The organism is Chelatococcus sp. XZ-Ab1, from assembly GCF_029309855.1.
Lineage (GTDB): Bacteria > Pseudomonadota > Alphaproteobacteria > Rhizobiales > Beijerinckiaceae > Chelatococcus_A > Chelatococcus_A sambhunathii.
Window position 1 is genome coordinate 50,355 of sequence record NZ_JARKII010000014.1, and the last position, 24,590, is coordinate 74,944.

Sequence of the window (24,590 nt, forward strand, 5' to 3'; positions counted from 1 at the left end):
GCCGGCCTCAGCCGAGGCCGGGCGCCGCCGCGCGCCGCATGGCAAGGATCTGGCGCAGGACGACCGGGCTCGCGAGGGCGACGCCGGCGAGCGAGCTCGTCAGCCCCGGCGCCACGGTTGGCAGCGCCGCGATGCCGATGAGCCACCGCTCCCAGCCGGCGAGCGGGGCAAGGCCATAGCCGGCGAAGGCCGCTGAGAGCAGCGTGATGCCGATGAGGCAGCCCGCCGTCGTCGTCAGGAAGTCCGGCCAGTTGAAGCCCTGTGTAACGATGAGCATAGCCGGGCCATAGACAAAGACGAAGGGCACCAGCACCTTGCCGAGTGCGAGCCGAAAGGCCGTGTTGCCCGTGCGGAACGGGTCGGCGCCCGCCATGCTGGCGCCAGCATAGGCCGCAAGGGCAACGGGCGGCGTCACATCCGCCAGTACCCCGTAGTAGAAGACGAAGAAGTGGGCCACCACGGGTTCGATGCCGAAGAGCGCGAGCGTCGGTGCCGCCACCGTCACCATGATGATGTAGTTGGCCGTCGTCGGCACGCCGCAGCCGAGCAGGATGCAGACGATGGCGGTCAGCACGAGGGTGAAGAAGAGCGTGAGCCCCTTGTCGCTCAGGAGTTCGCCTGGTACGACCGAGAGTACCCCTTGGCCTATCTGCGCCGCAAGGCTCGTGACGATGTAAGAGATCTTGAAGCCGACACCCGTCAGCGTGACGATGCCGATGATGATGCCGACGGTCGCGGCAGCGGCTCCCACCGATATGGCATATTTGGCGCCCACCACGAAGCCGTCGGCGACGTCGATGACGAGCGCCTTGTGCCGATCGTCGCGCAGCCAGCCAACGACGCCGAGTCCGATGGCGAAGAGCACCATCGGCACCGAGAACCAGAGCTGCGTGACGACGCCGAAGGCCACCGCCATCGCGAGCGCCACGAAATAGCCGACGGTGATCGCCGGCACGCGCGCGAGGCCGACGATCATGCAGGCGGTGATGCCCCAGAACGCGGCGAGATAGGGTGTATAGCCCGAGAAGAGGATCGTGAGCAGCGCGGCGAGCGGCATCAGCGTCTGCCAACCCTCCCGCAGCACCTTGAGCGGATTCGGCAGTTCGGCCGCGGTCAGGCCGCGCAGGCCGGCCTTCTTCGCCTCGAAATGTACCTGCGCGAAGACGCCGTAGAAATGCATGAAGGCAGGCACGGCGGCGGCGAGGATGACGCTGGTATAGGCGATGCCGAGGAACTCGACCATGAGGAAGGCCGCAGCCCCCATGATCGGCGGCGTGATCTGCCCGCCGGTCGACGCAGTCGATTCCACCGCCGCCGCGAAGTGGCGCGGATAGCCGAGCCGGATCATGGCCGGAATGGTGAGCGAGCCCACCGTCACCGTGTTGGCGATAGACGAGCCAGAGATCATGCCGAAGAGCGCCGATCCGAAGATCGAGATCTTCGCCGGCCCGCCGGCAAAGCGCCCGGCGACGCAGGAGGCGAGATCGATGAACAGCTTGCCGAGGCCGATGCGCGTCGCCAGCACCCCGAACAGGACGTAGTGGAAGACATAGGTCGCCACGACGCCGAGCGGGATGCCGTAGATGCCTTGGCTCGTCAGGTAAAGGTGGTTGACGATGTTGGACCAGGAGGCACCCGGATGCTGGAAGATGCCCGGCATGGAGGGGCCGAAATAGGCATAGACCATGAGGCCCGTCGCGATGATCGGCAGGGGCCAGCCAACGCCACGCCGGGTCGCCTCGATGAGCGTGACGATCATCAGCGTGCCCATGAGGACGTCGGTCGGCGTCGGGTTGCCGACTCGGAAGGCGAGTTCGCTGAAGATCCACGGCACGTAGAGGCTGGCAGCGACGGCGGCGACGGCCAGGATCCAGTCGAGAAGCGGGATGCCGCCGGGACGCCACCAGCGCGAGGGCGCGAGCCTGTCCTGGTCGACCTTGCGGGCGGCAAAGACGAGAAAGATGAGGCCGACGACGAAGGCCATGTGGATGCCGCGATGCGTCGTCTCGCGCAGGAGGCCGAAGCCGGCCGTGTAGTAATGGAATGACGACAGCGCGAAGAGCAGCCCCGCGACCAGCCACGCCACGCCCGGCTGGAGCGGGCGGAAGCGCATCTCCGGATCGAACTTCTCCTCGAGCGACCGGCTCTCGGTCACCGTGTGAAGATTTGCATTGGTCATTGTCAGGGACACGGCAATGGGCAGTCGGCAGTCGTCGGGGCTGTCTGCCCCAAAGGCTTGGCAGCAGGCAATCGCGCCTCGGCGGCCGGGATCCCGACTGCCGACGGCCGATTGCCTACTGCCTCTCCAGGCTCTTACTTCAAGAGGCCGGCTTCCTTGTAGAACTTCTCGGCGCCCGGATGGACCGGGATGCCCGCGCCGGCGAGCGCCGTCTCCTTGCGGATGAGCTTGCCCTTCGCGTGGCCGGCGTCGAGCGCCTGGCGGGTCTTGTCACTCCACAGCGCCTTGACGATCTCGTAGACGACATCATCCGGCACCTTCGAGGAGGTCACCCACTGGGCGCCGACGGCGAGCGTCTTGACGGCACCGACGCCCTTGTAGGTGTCGGCCGGAATCTCGTCGGCCGCGAAGAACTTGTATTCGTTCATGATCTTGGCCGCGCCTTCGCCGTCGATCGGCACGATGTCGATGCCGGTGGAACTGGTCGCCGCGAGTTCCGCGATGGCGCTCGTCGGATAGCCGCCGACGAAGAAAAAAGCGTCCATGCCGCCGTCGCGCATCTTCTCGGCTGCCTGGTTCGGCTTCAGATAGTCCGCCGCCACGTCCTTCTCGGTCAGGCCCCAGCCGCCGAGGATGATCTTGGCATCGACAAGGGTGCCCGAGCCCGGCTCGTCAAGCGACACGCGCTTGCCCTTGAGGTCGGCGACCGACTTGATGTTGGCGGCCTTGGAGACGACGAGGTGGATGCTCTCCGGATAGAGGTTGGCAATGAGCCGCAGCACGTCGACCTTGCCCTTGCCCTCGAACAGGCCCGTGCCCGTATAGGCCCAGTAGGCGACGTCCGCCTGGCTGAAGCCGGATTCGATGGCGCCGGAGGCGATGCCGTTGACATTGGCGACGGAGCCGTTGGCCGCCTGCGCCGTCACGATGAGATTGGGCGGATTGGAGACCGCGTTGGCGATGAGGCCGCCAACGGGATAGTAGGTGCCCGCCGTGCCGCCCGTGCCGATGCGGAAGAAGGCCGGCCCCTGTGCGAAGGCTGCGCGCCCCATGAGCGCAGCCGCGCCGAGCCCCAGACCGAGCCGCGCGACATCGCGGCGCGAGAACAGTTTCTGCATGATCGATTGCCTCCCGAGATGCGGGCACACGCCCGCGGCCGCCGATGACGGCGCTTTCACGAGCTTAGATCAGGAAGCTGCGGATTTGAAAGCTGCCCCGCGACGTGCTCCACGATCCTATTCGCCGCCCGGGCGCACCTTGCCGTTGACAGCAGGCTTGATGATGCCGCGAATAACGCCATGGATGCACGTCCGCCGACCATCGCGGAACACGCGCTCGACCCCTCTTTGCCCGCCGACGAGGCCTTGCGACAGCTCGCGCGTGCCCTCCTCGCCGACATGTCCCGCGCGCTCGACACATTCGACACGATGCCGGCGCCGGCCGCCCATGAGACGCGGAAAGGCATCAAGGCACTGAGAGCGCTTTTGCGCCTCGCCGACCCGGCATGCGGGCAACTCGGCGATATCGACACGCAGCTGCGCGACAGCGCAGCACTGCTCGCGGGCGCACGTGAGGCGCGCGTCCTTGCCGGAACCCTCGGCGACCTGGTACCCCGCGCCAGAGGCACGGCCGCTGCCCTGCTGGCCCGACTGTGCCGGTGGGCCGACGAATATGCCACCATCGCCGAAGCCGAGGCCCTCGGCCACCGGCGCGCGGCACAGGTGGCCGAGATCTTGCTCCGACTGGCCGCGGGCGTCGACAATTGGCCGCTGCCGGACGCGTGGCCGCACCTCATCAAGGGCGCGAAGCGCACCGTGCGCCGCGCGCGGCAGCGCCTCGCGAAGGGCCTCGCCAGCGGCGACGCGGAGGAACTGCATGCCGCGCGGCGCTGGGTCGTGCGCCATCGCTACCATCTCGGTTTTCTCGCGGCCGCGGGCCGGCTCACCGAGACGCGGCGCAAGCGCATGCAGGACCTGCGCGATCTCCTCGGTCGCCACCACGACCTCCATGACGCCCGCCAGACCATCGCGCGCGCCGGCCTCGTCGATGGGGCGGAATTCGCCGCCATCGACTCCCTCGTCTGCAGCGAGCAGCGGCGGCTGGAGAAGAAGATCGCCCGTGCCGCGGACAGGCTGTTCGACGGCGACAGCCGACGCCTCGCCAGGGCCTTGAAGGCCACCTTCGGCAAAAAGGCCGGCTGAGCGCGCTCAGCCGGCGCGTGCCGCGGGAGCCGGCTGCTCCAGGACCGCCTGCCATTCGGGATCGGCGCTGAAATCGGCGCCGTTCTCGACGGAGAGCATCTGGGCAAGGCGCGTGCGCGCCCGGTTGATGCGGCTCTTGATGGTACCGAGCGCGCAGCCGCAGATCTCCGCCGCTTCCTCGTAGGACATGCCCGCGGCCCCTACGAGCACGAGCGCCTCGCGTTGGTCGGCAGGCAGGGTCATCAGGGCAGTACGGAAGTCACACATGTTCATGTGGTCGAGCTGCGAGGGCGGCATGGCCTGTGCTGCGGCGGCACGGCCGTCGACATCCTCGACCTCGCGGCTGCGCTTGCGATATTCTGAATAGAAGGCGTTGCGCAGGATCGTATAGAGCCAGGCGACCATGTTGGTACCCTCAGTGAAGGAACCCAAATTGGCCCAGGCACGGATGAGCGCTTCCTGAACGAGATCATCTGCACGATCCGGATTGCCGGCGAGCGACATAGCGAAAGCTCGCAGGCTCGGGATGGCCTTCAGCAGATCCTGCTTGGTCTTCTCAGTCGGCTGCATCGGCTGCCCCCTGCTGACGATCGAGCTCTTCGAGGAGTTGACGGAAGCGATCCGGCACCGGCTCGTCGAGAACATCGTCGTACATGGCTCTGAGGCACCGCGTCAGGTGCTCCGGCAGCGGCGCAGCCAGTTGCACGGCCGGGAACGGCGCAATAGCTGCACCGTTCTTTTCGCCGACCATGAGGGATCCGCCATCCGTCTCGCGCATCCGAACGGCTGGCCCGCCGCCGACGGCAGCATCACGGCGTCGGTTGCGGCCGTCTCCGGCTCTTCCGTCGCTCGTCATGGACATAACAAGGTCTCCATAAACGCTGTCACGATCATCATACAGTCCTGTGCTTCTCCATCCACCAACGTGGCTCCGGACGAGAAGTTCCGACCGATCGGCGACGATGTGCGGACGGAACCATCGCTGCTGCATGGACGTTCTTTCCAGGCAAAGCCGGCACGGCAATGCGACCTTTCAGAATTCCTTGCAATGGAGATGGAGATGAACTGGGATCAGATCGAAGGTAACTGGAAAAAGTTCAAAGGCATGGCTCAGCAGCAGTGGGGCAAGCTCACCGATGACGACCTCGACGTCATCGAGGGCAAGCGGACGGAACTCGTCGGCCGCCTCCAGGAGCGCTACGGTTATGCCAAGGAACAGGCCGAGCGCGAGGTCGAGACCTGGCTGAACCGGCACTGAGACGCCGTCGCGCATGTCAAAAGCGAGGAGGAGAGGATGGCCACCAAGACCGATGACGGGTCCGCCGAGGCGAGTGAGTTGCGACGGGAGATCGATGCCCTCAAAGGCGACATCGGCCGTCTGACCGAGGCGATCTCCAATCTCCTTCAGCGCGAACTTGAGGAAACCGGCGAGCGCGTGCGCACGGCAGCCGGCGAGACGATGGACCGCTTCACGGCGACGGCCGAGGACCTCGCCCGGGCCACGCGCGATGCGGCCGCCGACGCCGAGCGACGGGTGCGGTCCGTCGGCTCTGAGATCGAGCGCAGCATCGAGCGCAATCCGCTCACGGCGGTGCTGATCGCCGGCGGCATCGGTCTCATCCTCGGCATGATGAGCCGGCGGTGATGGGTGGGGTGCTCTCGCTCGTCACCGGCGCGGTCCGCCAGCAGGTGCAGAAGGGTGCGGCACGCATCGTGCGCGGCATCGTTCTGGGCCTGCTGGCCGCCATCTCACTCGGCATCGGACTCGTCTTCGCCGCGATCGCCGCACATCGGTGGCTTGAACCGCTCTATGGGCCCATCGCCGCTCCGCTGATCATCGCCGGGGCCTTCGTTCTCGCGGCCACGATCCTTCTCCTGGTGATGCGTGCCGGCCGCGCTCGGCCGCGCGCTATCGCAGCCGGAACGGCCGCGACGACGGGCTTGCCGCGGCACGAGGCGCTCGAAGCCTCCGCCCTGGCGGCGGGGCGCGAACTCGCCCGATCACTCGACGGCAAGCAGCTGATACTCATCGCGCTGATCGCTGGCTTCGTCTCTGGGCGCCTGCTGGAACCTCCCGGACGATCGGCTCAGAAGAAATAGCCGTTAGGAAGGCCCCCTGCCGCGCCCCTCAGCGGAGGCGCGGCAGCGGCACGATCAGCTCGCCGCTGCGACCGGCCCTGCCTGATGCGAGCGCCGCTCGAAGAACAGCGCCTGACTGATGACCGCCTTCACGGCATCGGGGCTGAAAGGCTTTGTGACGAGGAAGGTCGGCTCGGGCCGCGCGCCGGTCAGCAGTCGCTCCGGATAGGCCGTGATGAAGATCACCGGCATTTCGGCCTCGGCCAGGATGTCGTTGACCGCATCGAGGCCGGACGAACCGTCGGCAAGCTGGATATCGGCGAGCACCAGGCCCGGCCGATGCCGCTTCACGGCTTCGAGGGCCTCGCTATGCGTCCGCGCCACGTCGATGACCCGATGGCCGAGGCTTTCGACCAGCGTCTCGAGATCCATGGCGATGATGGGCTCATCCTCAATGATGAGAATGTCGGTCGCAAGCTGTTCCGAGAGTTCCTTGCCAGCCTCGGCGAGAAGCGCAGCCGCCTCGTCCTCACTGCAATTGAGGGCCTGGGCTACATGCGCAGTCGGGAACCCCTCCACCGCCGCGAGGAGAAAGGCGACCCGCGGGCGCGGAGTCAACTGCTCAAGGCGCGTGAAGCCTTCATCCTGCGCCTCCGTACCGGTGGCGGCAGGCGCCTTGTCAGGCTGGGCAGACTGCCAAACGGTGAGGAAAACGCGATAGAGCGCGACACGCAGGTCGATCTGCCGGTCGAGCGCCGCCGGATCGGCCAGAATCGCCTCCAATGTCGCGACGGCATAGGCATCGCCTCCGCTCTGGCTGCCCGCGAGCACACGCGCGAAACGGCGCAGGTAGGGTAGATGGGGAGCAATCGCTTGAGCGAGGGACATGAACAACCTCTGTTTCGTTGTCGTCGTCTGCACACCGCCATCGCGGTGGGGGCCGCCCCGCCACTGGCGCGGCGACAGCACCATCATGACCAAACGGAGTCCATTCAAAAAAGTTCCGTTGGGTCAGGAACAATTTAAAACTCCGCCCATTATCGATGGAGAGGCGGAAGTCGCAGACGGAACACGAGCAGGCATATGGGCGAAGACAAGGCCGCAAGCGGTGGGCGCTCCCAACGGCAGCAGGAACCGGCGTCGAGCGCGCCTCCAATTGGGGGCAGGGCCCCCCGCAGTCGTCCGGCCCTCGACAAGGATGTCCAGGTTCAGATCGGCCAGCAGTTGCGTGCCGTCTACGACGATGTCTTGAGGCAGGAGGTGCCTGATCGCTTCATGAAGCTGCTGGCGGAACTCGACGCCAGAACGGGCGCCCCCCTCCCACGTGCGGACGAACCGGACGAGGGCGAGGAAAAGCAATGAGGATCGATCGATTTGCTGGCGGTTTCCCTGATGATGGAAGCGTGTTGGCATGAACGGTCGCCGTCCGTGCCCTTAGGATCGCGCATGCGCCCAGTGCACCGGTCGCGCTCCATGGGTCAGTGGACCGGCGAGCCATGACGATCCTTCGCAATGCCGGCACCGGCAGTCCCAACGAGGACCGCAAGGTCCAGGCGATAGAAGGCGTCAACAGTCTCAGCCGCAGCCTGCGCGGCCGCCTCGTGGCGGCACTCGCGCTCGTGCTTCTTCCGGCCGCGCTGATCGCTCTCGGCTGGACGGTGGCACAGAACCGCCAGCTGCGGCAGGAGCGGATCGATGCCGCCACCCAGGCCAACGCCTATGTCGCAGCACAGATCGACGAGGTGCTGCGGGAGGCACAGCTTGCAGCGGCAGAGCTCGAATCGCAGCTCGCAAAGACCGGCGCTGCAGCCGACAGTTGCAGCGCCGCCGCCGCCCCGGTCCTCGGCTCCTACCCGGAGCTGACGGCGGTTGCCGTCTTTACTGGTGACACATTGCGCTGCGCCTACGGCTTCGATCGTGATGCCCTCGTTGCCCGCGCCGGCACGACGACCCGGGAGCGACTGTCCACCCAACTCGCGCAAGGGCTCACCGCCGTTCTCGACAGCCCGGTCAGCGGCGGCCCGGTGCTGCTGGCAAGTGCAATCACCGCCAGAAGCAACCGCGATACGGTCGCGATCTTCTCCGTGTCGCACGTCATCTTCGAGATTGCTCTGCGGTCGGCGCGGGTGTCACAGGAGCACGGCTCGATCGTCCTTTCACCGTCGGACCGCCTCGTCGCCGAGTACCGGACCGAGAATATCCCGGCCGATTGGCTACCGCGTGGGGGGATCTCCGCCCAGCAGTTCGGCAGCGGATCGCATGCCTTCATGGACGAGAGTCGCGGCGGCGATGGCTATCGCTATTTCGCAACCCGCTCGTCGCGGACGGGAGTGACGGTCCTCACCGGGTATCCGTCGGCAGCCTTCTTCAGCAACGAGCAGCGCCAGCTGTGGGGCGCCATCATGCCGCCCGTCATCATGCTGTTGGGCGCGACGATAGGCATCGTCTTCGCCGTCGACCGGCTGGTGTTGCGCTGGCTGCACTACCTCAAGCGCCTGACGCGGGTCTACGGCAGCGGCCGCTTCTCCGTCCGGGCCGTGCGGCTCGTGCACGCGCCGAGCGAGCTCGCCGAGCTCGGCGAGGCCTTCGACAACATGGCCGAGAACATCGCCCAGCATGCCGAGGCGCTGGAGACGGTAGCCGAGGAGAAGTCGCAGCTGTTGCGCGAGCTTCATCACCGGGTCAAGAACAACTTCCAGGTCATCGTCAGCCTGCTCAGCCTGCACAAGCAGGCGCTGCCCGCGGAGCGGCGCGACGACATCCGGTTCATCGAGGATCACGTGCAGGCCATGGCCGTCGCCTATCGCGTCTGCTACGCGCTCGGTGACATCACCGACGCCCCGCTCACCGAGCTGCTGGAGGACGTGGTGGACGGCCTGCGCCGCTCCGCGGCGCTGCCTGCCGAGCAGGTGAGGATCGAGGTTGCCGCCCGCGACGTCACGGTTGATCTCGACCGTGCCATCGGCATCGGCCTCTATCTCGCAGCACTGCTGCCGGCCTATCTGGACGAGGCGCAGCGCGCCCACAGGGCCGTCGAACTCACGGCGGTGCGTCGGGAGAGCGGGCTCGTGCTGAGCTGCCGCTTCGCCGACGACGAGGCGGTCGGCTCGCTCAATCCGCTGCGCGAGCGCCTGACACGCGCTTATGTGCGCCAACTCGCCGCGCGGCCCCTCGACACCACCTGCGCCAGCGAGCGCAGCATCGAACTCGCCATGCCAGCGCCGGGGCCGGCCCCCGCTTGATCAGCCCTCGCCAAGCCGCCGCGACCAGTCCTCCACGATCCCGCGCTCCAGCCGCCGCACCGCCAGTGCCTTCCACGAGGCCGGCAGATGCGGCAGACGGGCGAGTTCCGCCAGAGCCTCGCGGTCGAGCATGTCGACATAGAGGACGTGGAGCACGCGCGACACCGGCCATTGCGGCTGCGGCCGCTCGAGGAGGACCATCCGGTCGCCCGACGCGACCATCCCCGGCTCCAGCACCCGGTAGTACCACCCGGTGCGGCCGCTCTCCTGCACGCGCCGCGCCATGTCCTTGCGGCCGAAGCGGTGGTTCAGCTTCCAGCAGGGTTGCCGCGCCTGCGAGACCTGGACGAGCGCCGTGCCGGCCCGGAAGATGTCATCGATGCATACATGCGCTTCGGCGAGTCCCCGCGTGCGGAAGTTCTCGCCGAAGGCCGCCCGGTCGGGCAGGAACGACGACATATCGATGCCCTCTTTCGCCCAGGCTTCATAGTGTTCGGCCGGATAATGGTGCACCGCCTTGTCCGGCCCGCCGTGGTTCTTGCGGTCGCCTTGCTCGTCGCCGGTGAGCCCTTCCGCGAGGATCTCGACCGGCGCCTCGAGGCGCCGCTTGTCGATGGCGCTCAGAATGCCCTCGCGCGCATAGGGTACCGCCTTGCCGGCAAAGACAGCTTCAATCGTAACCATGGGCCCGGTGTCTCCTCGTTGGTCGACGTTCTAGCGGCACGCCGGCGAGGCCGGCATGCGCCACGGCGTCGCCGCCTGACCCGGGCGCTATTCGTCGCCGAACAACTCGGCGCAGCGCGAGAAGGAGAAGCCAGCCCCATCCGTATCCCGGTTGATGCGCACCGAGGTGATGACGCCCTGTGCATCGGTCGCGATCTGCGCTTCGCAGAATAGGTCGACGCGCCGCGCCGGCTCGACGATGACGGCAGTCGGCATCATGGCACCGAAGGATGTCGACGTGGTCTTTGTGCGCGTGACGGTGGTGCCCGGCGCCGGATTGGACACGGTTGTAACCGTGCGCTCGGAACGGTTGAGCGGCTGCGAAGGCCCTTGCGTCTGCACTCGCGCCGGCTGCACGTAGCTCGTCTCGCCGCCGCGCCAGGTGTAGATGGCCCCGCCGCCGTCAAGCTCGTAGCGCGACAGCGGCGGGCCGTTTTCCACGAAGAAGGCGTCAGCGGTCTGGCCGATCCACTTGCCTCGCAGTGCCTTGCTGGCCTCTTCCGTCGTCTTGCATCCGGCGACCACGACGCTTGCCGCGAGCGTCAGCGCGATTGCTGCCCACTTCATCCCCGCCCCCCGAGTTCTGGCATCAGCCGGCGTCGTTCTTGCCGCCCCGCCACGGAAAGGGCAATAGGGCTGGAATATGACAAGCGCGCGTGAATGGAGGCTGCGCCCCTCCTCACAGGCGCCAGTGCAGGACGTCCTTCGGCAGGCGCCCCGGCTTGATCGCCGAGCGCACGTCGATCACGACAGCGCCCGGCGCCAGCATCGAGGCGATGCGGGCGCCCTCATCCGCGACATAGGCGCCGTGCGGGACGGCGAGCACCACCGCGTCGAGCGCGTCGAGGGCCCCCCAGTCGGCGAGGGCGACGCCATAGGCGCGCTCGGCCTCGCGCGCTTCCGCCAGGGCATCGTGCACCAGCGGGCGGATGCCGTATTCGCCGAGTTCGGCGATGATGTCCGGCACGCGGCTGTTGCGCAGGTCCGGCACGTTCTCCTTGAAGGTGAGGCCGAGGATGGCGACGCGCGCCGTGTGCAGGTCGCGCCCGCGCGCCAGAAGCAGCTTCACCAGCTTCTCGCCGATGAAATGCCCCATCGCATCGTTGATGCGCCGCCCGGCGAGGATCATCTGCGGGTGGTAGCCGAGCGCCTCGGCCTTGGCGGTGAGGTAGTAGGGATCGACCCCGATGCAATGGCCGCCGACGAGGCCCGGCGAGAAGCGCTGGAAGTTCCATTTCGTCGCGGCCGCGTCGAGCACGTCGCTCGTGGCGATGCCCACCCGGTCGAAGATAAGGGCAAGCTCGTTCATCAGCGCGATATTGAGATCGCGCTGGGTGTTCTCGATGACCTTTGCCGCCTCCGCCACCTTGATGGACGGCGCCTCGTGGATGCCGGCCCGCACCACCGCGCCATACACGGCCGCGACCGTCGCCCGCGTCGCCGGATCCGAGCCGGAGACGACCTTGGTAATCGTGGCGAACCGATGGGCGTCGTCGCCGGGGTTGATGCGCTCCGGCGAATAGCCGACCGTGAAGTCGCGACCGAAGATAAGGCCGCTCTCGGCCTCCAGCACCGGCACGCAGTCCTCCTCCGTCGCGCCGGGATAGACGGTCGATTCGTAAACGACGATGTCGCCCCGCTTCAGCACGCGCCCCACAGTGCGCGAGGCGGCGAGGAGCGGTCCGAGGTCGGGCAGGCGCTGGCGGGTGATCGGCGTCGGCACAGTGACGATGTGGAAGTCTGCCTCGCGCAGCGCCTGGGCATCGCCCGTCAGGTGGAGCAACGGCGCCGCCAGTTCCTGCGGCTCGACCTCGCCCGTCCGGTCGATGCCATCCTTCAGTTCCGCGATCCGGCCCGCGTCGATGTCGAAGGCGATGACGCGATAGCCGCCCGCGGCGAAGGCGCAGGCCACCGGCAGGCCGACATAGCCGAGACCGACGACCGAAATGACCCGGTCCGGCCTGTCAGACACCATAATACTCCCGGTACCAGTCGACGAAGCGGCCGACACCGGTCTCGACCGAGGTCGAGGGCGCATAGCCGGTGTCGCGCGCGAGGGCGCTCGTGTCGGCGAAGGTGGCAGCCACGTCGCCGGGCTGCATCGGCAGCATATTGCAGACGGCCCTGCGTCCGAGCTTGGCCTCGAGGACGCGGACGAAGTCCATCAGCGGCACGGGGCTGCCGCGGCCGATATTGTAGATGCGGAAGGGGGCAACGCCGCTCGTGCCGGGATCGGGGTGTTCCGACGCCGGGTTCCAGGCGGAATCGGGCCGCGCCGGCCGGTCGAACACGCGCACCACGCCCTCAACAATGTCGTCGACAAAAGTGAAGTCGCGGCGCATGTCGCCGTTGTTATAGACGTCGATGGCCTCACCCGAGAGGATGGCGCGCGTGAACTTGAACAGCGCCATGTCCGGCCGCCCCCAAGGGCCGTAGACCGTGAAGAAGCGCAGCCCGGTGCATGCCAGCCCGTAGAGATGCGCATAGGAATGCGCCATCACCTCGTTGGCGCGTTTGGTGGCGGCATAGAGGCTCATCGGATGGCCGACGCCGTGCCGCTCCGAGAATGGCAGGGCGGCGTTGGCGCCATAGACGGAACTCGTCGAGGCATAGACCAGGTGCTCGATGCGCCCCTGCCGCGAGCATTCGAGGATGTTGAGAAAGCCGAGGAGATTGCTGCCGGCATAGGCATGCGGGTTCTCGACCGAATAGCGCACCCCCGCCTGCGCCGCGAGGTGAATGACCCCGCGTGGCCGATGGCGGGCAAAGACCGCCTCGAGCCCCGACCGATCGGCGACATCAACCCGCACCTCGGCGAAACCGGCGCGGCTGGCGAGCCGCGCGAGGCGCGCCTCTTTCAGGGCCGGGTCGTAGTAGTCGTTCACAATGTCGAGGCCGACCACGGATTCGCCGCGCGCCAGAAGCGCCTCGGCCGTGTGGTATCCGATGAAGCCGGCAGCGCCGGTGACGAGAATGGTCATGTGCCTGGCCCGTCCAGCTCGTCCGCCGCCGCAGCGGCGGACAGCGCTTCATAACCGCTGGCGCGGCCTTTGCACAGCCTCGCGGACATGCCCCTCAAGGACTGCCTCCCGCATGGGCACCTGTGCCCTTTCTCCACCCGGGATTGCCCATCGCACGCTCTTGACGCCCGTCCCTCGTCATGCCCTCGTATGGCGCAAAATGGGGGAACAATCCATGTCCATGACCCGAACGCCCATCCACACGCCCATGATCGCCGTGAAAAATCTCTTCGCTCGCGGCTTCACCCGCCGTGGCCTTCTGGGCGCCACCGCGGCTGTCCTCATTGCCTCCACGAGCCCTGTCGTCCTCGCAGCGACCCCGAAGGATACGCTCGTCCTCGCCTGGGCGATCGACGACATCATCACGCTCGACCCCGCCGAATCCTTCGAGATCAGCGCCGGCGAGATCATGGGCAACACTTATGACCGGCTGGTGCGCTTCGATGTGGCCGATCCCTCCAAGCTCTACGGCGACGTCGCCGAAAGCTGGACGGTCTCGGAAGACGGCAAGACCTATACCTTCAAGCTGAAGCCCGGCCTCAGGTTCGCCTCCGGCAACCCGCTGACGGCAGACGACGTCGCCTTCTCGCTGCAGCGCGCAGTCAAGCTTGACCTGTCGCCGGCCTTCATCCTCACCCAGTTTGGCCTGACGAAGGACAATGTCGCGGAAAAAGTGAAGAAGATCGACGACCTCACCGTCGTGATCGAGACCGACAAGGCCTATGCGCCAACCTTCGTCCTCAATTGTCTCACCGCCAACGTCGCCGCCATCGTCGACAAGAAGCTCGTGCTCGAGCACGAGAAGGACGGCGACCTCGGCTACGCCTGGCTCAAGACGAACTATGCCGGCTCCGGCCCGATGAAGATCCGCGACTGGCGCGCCAACGAGATCCTGGCGCTCGAGCGCAACGACAACTACTACGGCGAGAAGGCCAAGCTGCCGCGCGTCATCTATCGCCACGTGAAGGAAAGCGCGACCCAGCGTCTCCTGCTGGAGAAGGGCGACGTGGACATCGCCCGCAACCTGAGCCCGGAAGATCTGGCGGCGGTGGAGAAGAACGCCGACATCGCCATCACCAACCGGCCCAAGGGCACGATCTACTACTTCAGCCTCAACCAGAAGAACCCGACCCTCGCCAAGCCCGAGGTACGCGAGGCGATGAAGTGGCTGGTCGATTACGACGCCATAGGCGCGACGCTGATCAAGGGCATCGGCACCATCCATCAGACCTTCCTGCCCATGGGTCTGCTCGGCGCCATCGACGAGAAGCCCTACAAGCTCGACATCGCCAAGGCCAAGGAATTGCTGGAGAAGGCGGGACTGAAGGACGGCTTCTCCGTCACCATGGACGTACGTCAGACGCAGCCGGTCGCCGGCATTGCCGAGGCCGTCCAACGTACCTTTGCCCAGGCCGGCATCAAACTCGAGATCATCCCCGGCGACGGCAAGCAGACGCTGACCAAGTACCGCGCCCGCAATCACGACATCTACATCGGCCAGTGGGGCGCCGACTACTGGGACCCCCACACCAACGCAGACACCTTCGCGCGCAACCCGGACAATTCCGACAATGCGGCCTCCAAGCCGCTTGCCTGGCGCAACGCCTGGGATATTCCGGAACTGACCAAGAAGGCTGATGCCGCCGTGCTCGAGCGTGACCCGGCCAAGCGCGTGGCGATGTACACCGAGTTGCAGCGCGACCTGCTGAAGACGAGCCCCTTCGTCATCATCTACCAGATGGTCGAGACCGCGGGCGTGCGGAAGAATGTCGAAGGTTTCGTCCTCGGCTCCACCTCCGATTCGACCTACGTCTTCAGGGTTTCCAAGAACTGAGGCCCGCATGGCACTCGCGGGTTCCGCCGGAGCGGGCGGGCGCAGACGCGCCCGCCTGCGTTCCACGGCCATGGCCGTCGCGCGCTTTCTCGTCGTCGTCGCGCTGACCTATCTCGGCCTCCTCGCCGTCACCTTCTTCATCGGCCGCGTCATTCCCGTCGATCCGGTGCTCGCCATCGTCGGCGACCGGGCGCCCTCGCACGTCGTCGAGCGCGTGCGCGAGGAACTCGGCCTCAACCTGCCGCTCTACCAGCAGTTCGTCATCTATGTCGGCAAGGCGCTGACGGGCGATTTCGGCATCTCGGTGCTGACGTCGAACCCGGTGATGACCGACATCCGCCGCGTCTTCCCCGCGACGCTGGAACTCGCTACGCTCGGCACGCTCATCGGCGCCCTTCTCGGCGTGCCGCTCGGCGTCCTTGCGGCGGTGCGGCGCGGCAGCTTCCTCGACCAGATTGTGCGCGTCATCGGTCTCGTCGGCTATTCGGTGCCGATCTTCTGGCTGGGTCTGATGGCGCTGCTCGTCTTCTACGCCCGCCTCGGCTGGGTGGAGGGGCCGGGCCGCATCGACGTGGTCTACGAATACACCGTGACGCCCGTCACCGGCATCTTGCTGCTCGACACGGCCATGCAGGGCGAGTGGGAGGCATTCCGCAACGTCTTCGGCCATCTCATCCTGCCGGCGTCGCTGCTCGGCTATTTCTCGATGGCCTATATCAGCCGCATGACGCGCTCCTTCATGCTGACGGAGCTCGGGCAGGAATATGTCGTGGCGGCAAGGGCGAAGGGTCTGTCGGAGCGAACGGTCATCTGGCGCCACGCGCTGCGCAATGCGCTGGTGCCGCTCGTCACGGTCATCGCTTTGTCCTACGCCAACCTGCTCGAAGGCTCGGTGCTGACGGAGACGGTGTTCTCCTGGCCGGGCCTCGGCCTCTACATCACCGATTCGCTGCAGAACGCGGACATGAACGCCGTCCTCGGCGGCACCATCGTCGTCGGCTCCGTCTTCATCGGCCTCAACCTGTTGTCCGACCTGCTCTACCGCGTCCTCGACCCCAGAACCCGAGCCCGATAGCGGACCCGCGCAAGATGACCAACGATGCTCAAACCTGGCGCGCATGGCTGACGAGCGAGCGACCGGCCTCGCGCCGACAGGCCCGCCTCGGCCGTGCCTATGCCGCCTGGTCTCGCTTTGCCGACAACCGGCTCGCCATGGCGGGCCTCTTCATCATCCTGGCCCTCCTCCTCGTCGCCGTCTTCGCCGACATGATCGCGCCCTATTCGGCCGTGACCGACGGTGACCTGCGCACCGCCCGCCTGCTGCCGCCGAGCGCTATGCACTGGTTCGGCACCGACGACCAGGGGCGCGACATCTTCGCCCGCGTGGTGCACGGCTCGCGCATCACCCTCTTCGTCGTCATCCTGGTTGCGGTCATAGCCGCGCCGGTCGGCCTCCTCATCGGCACCATCGCGGGCTATGCGGGCGGCTGGGTCGATGCCGTGCTGATGCGCATCACCGACATCTTTCTCGCCTTCCCACGCCTCGTGCTGGCGCTCGCCTTCGTCGCGGCGCTGGGGCCCGGAATCGTCAATGCCGTGATCGCCATCGCCATCACCTCGTGGCCGCCCTATGCCCGCATCGCCCGCGCCGAGACGCTGACGCTGCGCCATGCGGACTACATCAATGCGGTGCGGCTGATGGGGGCCTCGCCCGCGCGCATCATTGCCCGTCACATTATGCCGCTGTGCGTATCGTCCGTGATTGTGCGCGTGACGCTCGACATGGCCGGCATCATCCTGACGGCGGCCGGCCTCGGTTTCCTCGGCCTCGGCGCCCAGCCGCCCTCGCCCGAATGGGGCGCCATGATCGCCTCGGGCCGGCGCTTCGTGCTCGACCAGTGGTGGGTCGCCGCAGCGCCCGGCCTGGCCATCTTCATCGTCAGCCTCGGCTTCAACCTCCTGGGCGACGGCCTGCGCGACGCGCTCGACCCGAAGGCGGCCGGCCAATGAGCGCGCTCCTCGACGTCGAAAACCTGCGCGTCAGCTTTCCCACGCGTTCGGGCGTGGTGGAGGCCGTGCGCGGCGTCTCCTTCACCCTCGGGCGCGAGCGGCTCGGCATCGTCGGCGAATCGGGTTCGGGCAAGTCGCAGACCGGCCGTGCCATCCTCGGCCTCACCCCGCCGCATGCGACCGTCACCGCCGGCCGCCTCGTCTTCGACGGCACCGACCTGCTCGCCGCGAGCGAGAAGGAGCGCCGGACGCTGCGTGGCAAGCGCATCGCCATGGTGCTGCAGGATCCCAAGTTCTCGCTCAACCCGGTGATGCGCATCGGCGAGCAGATCATGGAAACCCTCGCCGCCCACGGCCGCGGCTCGGGCGCCGAGGCGCGCCGGCGCACGCTCGCCATGCTGGAGGCGGTGCAGATCCGCGATCCCGAGCGCGTCTTCAACCTCTATCCGCACGAGGTCTCGGGCGGCATGGGCCAGCGCGCCATGATCGCCATGATGCTCGTCGCCGAGCCGGACATGCTCATCGCCGACGAGCCGACCTCGGCCCTCGACGTGACCGTGCAGCTCCAGGTGCTCTCCATCCTCGACAGGCTCGTCGCCGAGCGCGGCATGGGCCTCATCTTCGTCTCGCATGACCTCAGGCTCGTCTCCTCCTTCTGCGACCGTGTGCTCGTCATGTATGCCGGCCGCGTGGTGGAGGAGATCGCCGCCGACAGGCTGCACCAGTCGCAGCATCCCTATACCCAGGGCCTGCTGAACTGCCTGCCGAAGCTCGGGCAGAGCCGCCATCCCCTGCCGGTGCTCGACCGCAAGCCGGAGTGGGCGGCATGACGGAGGCGCTCGCGATCAAGGGCCTAGCGGTCGAGTTCGACGATTTTCGCGCCGTGGACGGCGTGGGCTTTTCGGTCGCCGAGGGCGAATCCTTTGGCCTCGTCGGGGAATCCGGTTCGGGAAAATCCACCGTCCTCCGCGCCGTCGCCGGCCTTGCACCGGTCACCGAGGGCGCCATCTCCGTCAGCGGCGAGACGATCGGCCATGCGCGCAGCAAGGCCTTCTACCGCCGGGTGCAGATGGTCTTCCAGGACCCCTACGGCTCGCTGCATCCGCGCCACACCATCGACCGGGCGCTCGCCGAGCCGCTCGCCGTGCACGGCATCGGCGATTCCGAGCGGCGCATCCTGAAGGCGCTCGACGAGGTGGGTCTCGGCAAGGGCTTCCGCTTCCGCTATCCGCACCAGCTGTCGGGCGGCCAGCGCCAGCGCGTCGCCATCGCCCGCGCGCTCATCCTCGAGCCGACGATCCTGCTGCTCGACGAGCCGACCTCGGCCCTCGACGCCTCGGTGCAGGCCGAGGTGCTCAATCTCCTCGAGGAGATCCGCCGCGAGCGCGGGCTCACCTATGTCCTCGTCAGCCACGACCTCGCCGTCGTCACGCACATGTGCGAGCGCCTGCTGGTGATGCAGCACGGCAGGCCGGTGGAGCTCCTGACCTCCGCCGACCTCGCCGCCCGGCGCATCGAGACGCCCTATACGCGCGAGCTGATGGTGGCGAGCGAGGGCTTCCGGCGCGAGGCTTAAGGCTGGACCGGCAGCCACTGCTCCGTGCCCCGCTCGCTCCCTTGCAAACAAGAAAATCCGCCGCGCCCGTCGCGCGGCGGATGTTCGTTGAACCCTCGCAGGGATGGCTTAGGTCGCCTTGGTCAGGCTGCCTTCACCTGTCGGATGAAGCCGTCGACCTGCTGGCGCAGGGCGTCGGACTGACGCACGAGGTCGTTGGCCGCCTCGACGATCTGACTGGAGACGACACCCGTTTCGGCCGCCGCACGGCTGACGCCAGTGATGTTCGACGACACTTCCTGCGTCCCCTGGGCAGCCTGCGAGACGTTGCGGGCGATCTCGTTGGTCGTCGCGCCCTGCTGGTCCACCGCCGAGGCGATCGTCGTCGACACCTCGTCGATCTGACGGATGGTCTCGGTAATGCTGTCGATAGCCGCCACCACGTCGTTGGTCGCGTTCTGCACCGCTGCGATCTGGGCCGAGATGTCGTCGGTGGCCTTGGCCGTCTGCTCGGCGAGATTCTTGACCTCGGTGGCAACGACGGCGAAGCCGCGGCCCGCTTCGCCCGCCCGCGCCGCCTCGATGGTGGCGTTGAGGGCGAGCAGGCTGGTCTGCGAGGCGATATCGGTGATCAGGCTCACCACCTCGCCGATGCGCTGGGCACTGGAGGCGAGGCCGCGCACCACGTCCGCTGCCGACTTCGTCTGGCCGTTGGCGGCACTTGCGACACGGGCGGCCGTCGTGACCTGCTGGCCGATCTCGCGGATGGAGGCCGTGAGCTGCTCGGCGGCCGAGGCGACTGTGTTGACATTGCTCGTCGCCTGTTCCGCGGCCGCGGCAACCGTCGTCGACTGGCGACTGGTCTCTTCGGCTGCGGAGTTCATGGCGCCCGCATTCTGCTGCAGTTGCGAAGCTGCGGCGGCGACAGCGCGCGCAACGCCCATCGCTTCGGCTTCGAACTGGCTGACCAGCGCCTCGATATTGCGCGCCCGCTCTTCCTTGGCGAGTTGTTCGGCCTCCTGTTCGGCGGCGAGCCGCTCGCGCTCGATGGCATTCTCGCGGAAGACCTCGACCGCGCCCGTCATCTCGTCGATCTCGTCGCGGCCGACAACCGGTGGCACCACGACGTTGCTGTCGCCATCGGCCAGGCGCAGCATAACGTCGCGCAGGTTGCGCATGCGCCGTGTGAGGTTACGGGCGAAGACGAAGGCGAAGCCGCCGATGACGAGAAAGAAGGCGAAGCCGACCGCAGCCGCCACGAGCGCGGCGTGCTGGATACGCGCCGTCACGTCGTCGGTATAGACGCCGGTGCCGACGGTCCAGCCCCAGGGACCGAAGCGCTCGACATAGGCGAGCTTGGGCACTGCCTGCGACATGTCCCCACCTGCCCGCGGATAGTCGTAGGCGACGTAGCCGGATCCCTTGTCCTTGCTGATGGCAATCATTTCCTTGACGTAAGCCACGCCGTTGGCGTCCTTTGCGTCCAGGATATTCTTGCCCTCCATCGCTGGCTGGCCGCCGTTGACGATGGAATTGCCCTCGTCGTCGATGATGAAGAAATATTCTTCGCCGTTGTAGCGCATGGCACGGACCACAGCGCGAGCGCGCTGCTGCGCCCAGCCCTCGCCGATGAGGCCCTTCGCCGTTTCCTGGAACTGCTGGTCGATGGCTTTGATGACGACACCCGTCACTGACTGCAGCATGTCCACGCGGGCATCGCGGATCGAGGTGGCCTGCATGGATGCAAGGATGGCCACGATCGCAGCCGTGCTCACCGCAAAGAGTGCGACGACCGCCGCCAGCCGCGCGCCGATCGTCCTGAGGCCGATCTTTCCCAGAAAGCGACCCAATCCGTTTCGAACCTTGGCAGTTTCCATGCCAGCCACCCCGCATTCGCAGACCGGCTCTTGCCAGCCGGTCGCCCTTCGTTTGGTGCCGCCCACCCTTGCCGGTGGCCGGCGTTGCCTCGCCGATGGGGCACTCCGTCGGCCGGAGAGCCTTCTCGATCGCATTTCGGAATAGACGCAACTCGGCGGTGTTCGCTGAGCGAATGAGCCGCCGGCGCTTCTCCGGTCAGACCGGCCGCGGAGACCCGCGCAGGACCGAAGAACGCAATTCTCCCACCAACACCATGGTCAGCTTAGGCTGCCAGCCTTGCGCGAAGCTGGAGGACAACCTCAGCGCGCCAGTGCAAGGCCCGCCCCTGAGCTGAGCACGACGCCGCGATAACCGCCGTGATCCTCGGCAAGGCGGGCGATCATCGCGCCGCGCGCATAGAGCACCACCTCGCCCCCCTTCAGATCCCAGCCGTTGATGCTGCGCAGTGCCTCGCTTGCGCAGCCGTTCGTCGAGGCGCGGTACTGGTCGAGAAGGCCTGCATTGGTGAGCACCAGTTCACAAGCCTTCCCGCCCGCCTCCGTCATGCGCCATCGGCCAGAGACCTGGGACCGCTGCGGTACGGGCTTTGCATGGCTCGCCTGTGGTGGGGTGTAGCCCTTGACCACCTTCGGCGCCGGCAGCGGGCCGGCAGCCGTCTGGCCCGTCGGCGCAGGGGGCACCGTCGGCTTCGCCGGCGGGGGCTGTACCGGAACGGACGGCATCGGCTCCTCGCGCACGATCCTGCCACGCGGACGCGCAGCGGCGGCAGGCGCCACGACGACCGCTTCCACCTCGAGCGAGGGCGGCAGGGGCCGATAGCACCGCATCGGAGGGTTCCAAGGACTGGTGTAATACCGCTCGCAGCTGTTGAAGTCGCCCGCATTGCATCCCGCAAGGACGATGAGGCTGAGGAGCGGCCACGTCCTGCGGCACAGCAGCTGCAAGAGCGGCCGGGCATGATCCCGGCCGTCTTCCCCGATCGAGGACGTGAGTTCGCGCGTCACTTTCATGCCATGGCCCCAAAAGGCATCTCGAGTTGCATCGTCAGGCGGGGGTCGCCGAGGCATTCGGCAAGCCGGCGGCGGGCGGCATCGCCCGTGGCGATCAGCACGCCGGCGGTGACTTCACTCTTCCCCGACACCGAATAGCGAAGAACATTTGCCGGCTCTTTTTCTCCGCAGGCGCCCGACAGGAAGCCCTGCTCGCCGCCCGGCCCGGCCTCCTGTCCGCAGATGAAGGACACCCCGTTCAGCGCGCCCTTACGGGCCTGCAGAACGATCTGCAGCCGGCTATTGCCGGCAAGGGCAAGGCCGACATTGGCCGCCACGAGCACCCCGGCAACACCCGGCCCGAGATGGAGGAAGCCCTCGGCGGCGATATCGATCCCGGGCTCGATACCCGTCAGTCGGTCGAACACGGCAATTCCCGACAGATCGTCGAGCAGCAGGAAGAGTCGCCGGTGATAATGGAACGTCCCGTGGACGTTGCTGTCGACGAGGAAGGCACTCGCCCCCTCGAGGGCGACCTCGGCCGCTAGCCAGCCACAGCCGGAGACGCCCGCCGCACCGAGCGGCCGCAGGATGTTGTGGGCTGCCGCCGAGCGGAAGTAGCTGCCCGGCGCGCCGTCACCCCTGACGTCAATGCCGCCCGGATCGCTGATCCAGCGGATGCCTTTGGCTGCATAAACGAAGGACCCGCAGTCCTCGTGACCCTTGGCGTCGCTCGCACCGAAGCGGGCGGCGAAATAGGCCCAATCGTGCCCGTTCCTGTGACGCGCCGTAACGAGCCCCGCCTGCCGGTCGAGCACACGTGGCGCCGAGGCACGGGCGGCCAGCATCTCTGCCACCGCCGGTTCGGCCATCACGTCCCGCCCGCAGCGGGCGATGAGGTCCCTGAGGATAGGCAGATGTTCCGCCCCGCCCGCAGTTTCCCCGAAGGGCGCGAGGCAGCCGTCAGGATCCGTTAGCGCCACGGCCGTCGCGATAGCCCGACCAAGCGGCAGGGCCATGCGCCGGCGCAAACCCTCCGTGTCCGGCAGGGCAGCAAGCACTCCCTGCAGCGCGAGGCCAACCGCAAGCGCCTCGAAATGCAGGTGCGAGGAGCCTTCGCTCGGCATCGCCGGCTCGGCGAAGAGCTGAATCATCGACCAGTCAATGTGATTGAGCGCCATGCAGCGCCACGGTCCGGCGAGCGGCAGGCGCGGCAGCGCCGCGGCGACGACGGCGAGCGCGGCGGCCGCATGCAGCCGCTCTCGCGCCTCACCGATGAGATTGTCGCCGAGCGCCTCGGCGACAAACCGGGCGTGCCGCACGATTTCGGCAAGCAGCCCGGCGCTCTTGCCCGCCGGCAGACCGGCCTTAAGCGCCCGTGCGAGGAGTTGCAGCAGCACCTCGAGCCGGATGGCCGTCGTTCGCGCGCCGTAGCGATCCTCGTCGTCGACGTCGGCCCGTGGAGTGGCCGCCTGCCACGACAGCGCGAGCGCAACCGCCCGGGCAAGGCTCTTGCGCTCGCCATCCTCCGGCAGAGAGAGGAGCCAGCCGAGCGCGTGATAGCGGGCGCGCCACAGGCCGCAACCGAACGGATCCTCCTGCCAATCGAGCATCTCCGGCAGCGGCCAGTCTTCATGCCCGGCCAGGCGAAGGCGCCCGTCTGCGACCGTGCCCAGCCCGCCGGCGAGCCAACCGGCGAGGTCGGTCTGGACGAACGGCGCCGCGGACAGCGCCGTTTCGTCGACAAAGGCCGCAAGAAGCCCGCGGGAGTCGCTCGCGGACGCCGCGGACAGCTCGGCAAGCCGGCCGAGCAGCACGAGCCCGTCGTCCTCGGTTGCGGCCGGGAGCCCGTCGTCGAGCGAAACTTCGTAAGGCAGGATGCGGCGGATATCCGAGCGGCCCCGCGCCTGGAAGCCGATGTCGACCGTGCTGGCTCCCGCGGGCGGATCGAGACGCAGTGTGAAGCGGCGCACGCGCCGGTCTGTCGGCAACATGATGAAGGCGCCGACGCCCTCCGCCTCGAGCGTGCCCGCATAGGGACGCGGCAACGCCCGGCCCTGTGCGTCGCGATAGACGATGCGCGCAAAGGCCATGTCGGGTGCTGGCGCCGCGCAGAACAACTGGCCGCGCACCGTGAGGCCGCCGCCCGGCACGACACCCCAGGTCTCCCATTGCGGCTCGCTGTCGAGAAGCTGGCTTGCCGGCAGCACCGCAGCCTCTGCGGGGGGCTGCGGCAGCGGTCGCAGGCGGGGCGTCGCGATTTCAAACGGCGCCGTGTTGCGCCAGCTGCGCACCGTCAGTTCCACGCGCTCGGCATCGGCCGGCAGGCGGAAGGCCACCCGCACCTGCGCGAACTTGTCGCCAGGCGCGGCAGGTCCGGCGACGTCGATCGAGAAGGGGTCGATCCGCCCCCGCATCAACCCGGCGACGGCGGGCAGGTCGAGGCTGACGCCGTCGCCCGTCTGGAAGTCGAAGCCAAGGCGGATGGCATCCGGTATGCCGCCGGTCTTCTCGTTATCAGCCCAGGTGAGCGCGAAAGACAATTCGCACCACCGGTCCGCCGGCACCCCACCGAAGGAGAACTGCACGCGCGCCCGGCGGTTGCGCGCCTCCACAACATGTCCTTGGCCGTCGCCGCGGGCGACCGAATCTGCGCCGTATCGGACCGCCGCCGGCAACAGTTCGCGCCCGCCCATGGCCTCCGCTGCCCCGGGGGCGCGGGCGGGGCTTGCGGAGGGCGGAACGGGCGCGGCCTTCGGCGGCTGCGCCCGCTTCTTGACGGGGCCGGGTAAGCGCGGCGGCTGAAACGGCTTTACCCGGTCCGGCGCCTTCGCCAGACCGGGCTGCAACAGGGCCTCGAGACCGGGCCGCACGCGCTGC

At 67.6% G+C, this 24,590-nt stretch carries 22 protein-coding genes; 11 read left to right on the plus strand and 11 right to left on the minus strand.

Translation table 11 applies throughout. The annotated features are described in order from the left end of the window. Nucleotides 1–7 precede the first annotated feature (7 nt). Both P2T65_RS18310 and P2T65_RS18315 read right to left on the minus strand, forming a co-directional pair. Entirely contained in the window at nucleotides 8–2,179 is a 2,172-nt protein-coding gene (locus P2T65_RS18310) for a TRAP transporter permease (protein WP_063187019.1), read from the minus strand. Nucleotides 2,180–2,313: 134 nt separating this feature from the next. Beyond that, the gene (locus tag P2T65_RS18315; protein WP_055457808.1) at nucleotides 2,314–3,297 is read right to left on the minus strand and encodes a TAXI family TRAP transporter solute-binding subunit; all 984 of its coding nucleotides are present in this window, start codon (nucleotides 3,295–3,297) and stop codon (nucleotides 2,314–2,316) included. 180 nt (nucleotides 3,298–3,477) lie between these two features. On the opposite strand from P2T65_RS18315, the gene P2T65_RS18320 reads away from it, so the two are divergent. Beyond that, complete coding sequence (locus tag P2T65_RS18320; protein ID WP_276200444.1) at nucleotides 3,478–4,380, plus strand: CHAD domain-containing protein; 903 nt, start codon at nucleotides 3,478–3,480, stop codon at nucleotides 4,378–4,380. Between the two features lie 6 nt (nucleotides 4,381–4,386). On the opposite strand, the gene P2T65_RS18325 is transcribed toward P2T65_RS18320, so the two are convergent. Then, nucleotides 4,387–4,950, minus strand: a complete 564-nt coding sequence (locus tag P2T65_RS18325; RefSeq protein WP_055457810.1) for a sigma-70 family RNA polymerase sigma factor — start codon at nucleotides 4,948–4,950, stop codon at nucleotides 4,387–4,389. 490 nt (nucleotides 4,951–5,440) lie between these two features. Between P2T65_RS18325 and P2T65_RS18335 the strand changes: the two genes are divergently transcribed. From P2T65_RS18335 to P2T65_RS18345, 3 genes are read left to right on the plus strand one after another with little or no spacing between them, the layout of a single operon-like run. After that, a complete protein-coding gene (locus P2T65_RS18335; RefSeq protein WP_055457938.1) occupies nucleotides 5,441–5,638 on the plus strand; it encodes a CsbD family protein in 198 nt (65 codons plus the stop codon). 36 nt (nucleotides 5,639–5,674) lie between these two features. Then, nucleotides 5,675–6,025, plus strand: a complete 351-nt coding sequence (locus P2T65_RS18340; protein WP_055457811.1) for a DUF883 family protein — start codon at nucleotides 5,675–5,677, stop codon at nucleotides 6,023–6,025. Then, nucleotides 6,025–6,480: a hypothetical protein gene (locus tag P2T65_RS18345; RefSeq protein WP_276200445.1), complete on the plus strand. Its 456-nt coding sequence runs from the start codon at nucleotides 6,025–6,027 to the stop codon at nucleotides 6,478–6,480. Before P2T65_RS18340 ends, P2T65_RS18345 begins: the two co-directional genes overlap by 1 nt. Before the next feature lie 54 nt (nucleotides 6,481–6,534). Here the strand turns inward: P2T65_RS18345 and P2T65_RS18350 are convergent, their stop codons facing one another. Further along, entirely contained in the window at nucleotides 6,535–7,347 is an 813-nt protein-coding gene (locus tag P2T65_RS18350; RefSeq protein WP_055457939.1) for a response regulator, read from the minus strand. 195 nt (nucleotides 7,348–7,542) lie between these two features. Here P2T65_RS18350 and P2T65_RS18355 point away from each other — a divergent pair, with 195 nt between their 5' ends. Then, nucleotides 7,543–7,821, plus strand: coding sequence for a NepR family anti-sigma factor (locus P2T65_RS18355; protein ID WP_169790078.1), 279 nt, complete (start codon nucleotides 7,543–7,545; stop codon nucleotides 7,819–7,821). A 134-nt stretch (nucleotides 7,822–7,955) separates the two neighbouring features. Continuing rightward, entirely contained in the window at nucleotides 7,956–9,701 is a 1,746-nt protein-coding gene (locus tag P2T65_RS18360) for a histidine kinase dimerization/phosphoacceptor domain -containing protein (protein WP_055457813.1), read from the plus strand. Here the strand turns inward: P2T65_RS18360 and P2T65_RS18365 are convergent, their stop codons facing one another. From P2T65_RS18365 to P2T65_RS18380, 4 genes are all read right to left on the minus strand, one after another. Further along, nucleotides 9,702–10,385: an MOSC domain-containing protein gene (locus P2T65_RS18365; RefSeq protein WP_055457814.1), complete on the minus strand. Its 684-nt coding sequence runs from the start codon at nucleotides 10,383–10,385 to the stop codon at nucleotides 9,702–9,704. It lies immediately after the preceding gene. A gap of 87 nt (nucleotides 10,386–10,472) precedes the next feature. Further along, nucleotides 10,473–10,991 carry a hypothetical protein gene (locus P2T65_RS18370; protein WP_071924185.1) on the minus strand — a complete coding sequence of 173 codons (519 nt, stop codon included), beginning with the start codon at nucleotides 10,989–10,991 and terminating at the stop codon, nucleotides 10,473–10,475. A gap of 112 nt (nucleotides 10,992–11,103) precedes the next feature. After that, entirely contained in the window at nucleotides 11,104–12,399 is a 1,296-nt protein-coding gene (locus tag P2T65_RS18375; RefSeq protein ID WP_276200446.1) for a nucleotide sugar dehydrogenase, read from the minus strand. Continuing rightward, nucleotides 12,389–13,405, minus strand: a complete 1,017-nt coding sequence (locus P2T65_RS18380) for an NAD-dependent epimerase (RefSeq protein ID WP_071924186.1) — start codon at nucleotides 13,403–13,405, stop codon at nucleotides 12,389–12,391. The genes P2T65_RS18375 and P2T65_RS18380 overlap by 11 nt, the downstream gene beginning before the upstream one ends. Before the next feature lie 247 nt (nucleotides 13,406–13,652). Here P2T65_RS18380 and P2T65_RS18385 point away from each other — a divergent pair, with 247 nt between their 5' ends. From P2T65_RS18385 to P2T65_RS18405, 5 genes are all read left to right on the plus strand, one after another. Beyond that, on the plus strand, nucleotides 13,653–15,278 hold the full coding sequence (locus P2T65_RS18385) for an ABC transporter substrate-binding protein (RefSeq protein ID WP_055457941.1): 1,626 nt from the start codon (nucleotides 13,653–13,655) through the stop codon (nucleotides 15,276–15,278). A 70-nt stretch (nucleotides 15,279–15,348) separates the two neighbouring features. Continuing rightward, nucleotides 15,349–16,353 (plus strand): ABC transporter permease, encoded by a 1,005-nt coding sequence (locus P2T65_RS18390; RefSeq protein ID WP_082831614.1) that lies wholly within the window; start codon nucleotides 15,349–15,351, stop codon nucleotides 16,351–16,353. 14 nt (nucleotides 16,354–16,367) lie between these two features. Continuing rightward, nucleotides 16,368–17,288 (plus strand): nickel transporter permease, encoded by a 921-nt coding sequence (gene nikC / locus P2T65_RS18395; protein ID WP_276200447.1) that lies wholly within the window; start codon nucleotides 16,368–16,370, stop codon nucleotides 17,286–17,288. Then, nucleotides 17,285–18,118 carry an ABC transporter ATP-binding protein gene (locus P2T65_RS18400; RefSeq protein ID WP_276200448.1) on the plus strand — a complete coding sequence of 278 codons (834 nt, stop codon included), beginning with the start codon at nucleotides 17,285–17,287 and terminating at the stop codon, nucleotides 18,116–18,118. The genes nikC and P2T65_RS18400 overlap by 4 nt, the downstream gene beginning before the upstream one ends. Beyond that, the gene (locus tag P2T65_RS18405; RefSeq protein WP_276200449.1) at nucleotides 18,115–18,864 is read left to right on the plus strand and encodes an ABC transporter ATP-binding protein; all 750 of its coding nucleotides are present in this window, start codon (nucleotides 18,115–18,117) and stop codon (nucleotides 18,862–18,864) included. The genes P2T65_RS18400 and P2T65_RS18405 overlap by 4 nt, the downstream gene beginning before the upstream one ends. Before the next feature lie 122 nt (nucleotides 18,865–18,986). On the opposite strand, the gene P2T65_RS18410 is transcribed toward P2T65_RS18405, so the two are convergent. The 3 genes from P2T65_RS18410 to P2T65_RS18420 form a co-directional block, all read right to left on the minus strand. Then, nucleotides 18,987–20,693 (minus strand): cache domain-containing protein, encoded by a 1,707-nt coding sequence (locus tag P2T65_RS18410; protein ID WP_063187200.1) that lies wholly within the window; start codon nucleotides 20,691–20,693, stop codon nucleotides 18,987–18,989. A 327-nt stretch (nucleotides 20,694–21,020) separates the two neighbouring features. Further along, a complete protein-coding gene (locus tag P2T65_RS18415; RefSeq protein ID WP_276200450.1) occupies nucleotides 21,021–21,548 on the minus strand; it encodes an AprI/Inh family metalloprotease inhibitor in 528 nt (175 codons plus the stop codon). Nucleotides 21,549–21,727: 179 nt separating this feature from the next. Then, nucleotides 21,728–24,406 (minus strand): heparinase II/III family protein, encoded by a 2,679-nt coding sequence (locus P2T65_RS18420; RefSeq protein ID WP_276200451.1) that lies wholly within the window; start codon nucleotides 24,404–24,406, stop codon nucleotides 21,728–21,730. Nucleotides 24,407–24,590: the final 184 nt, after the last annotated feature.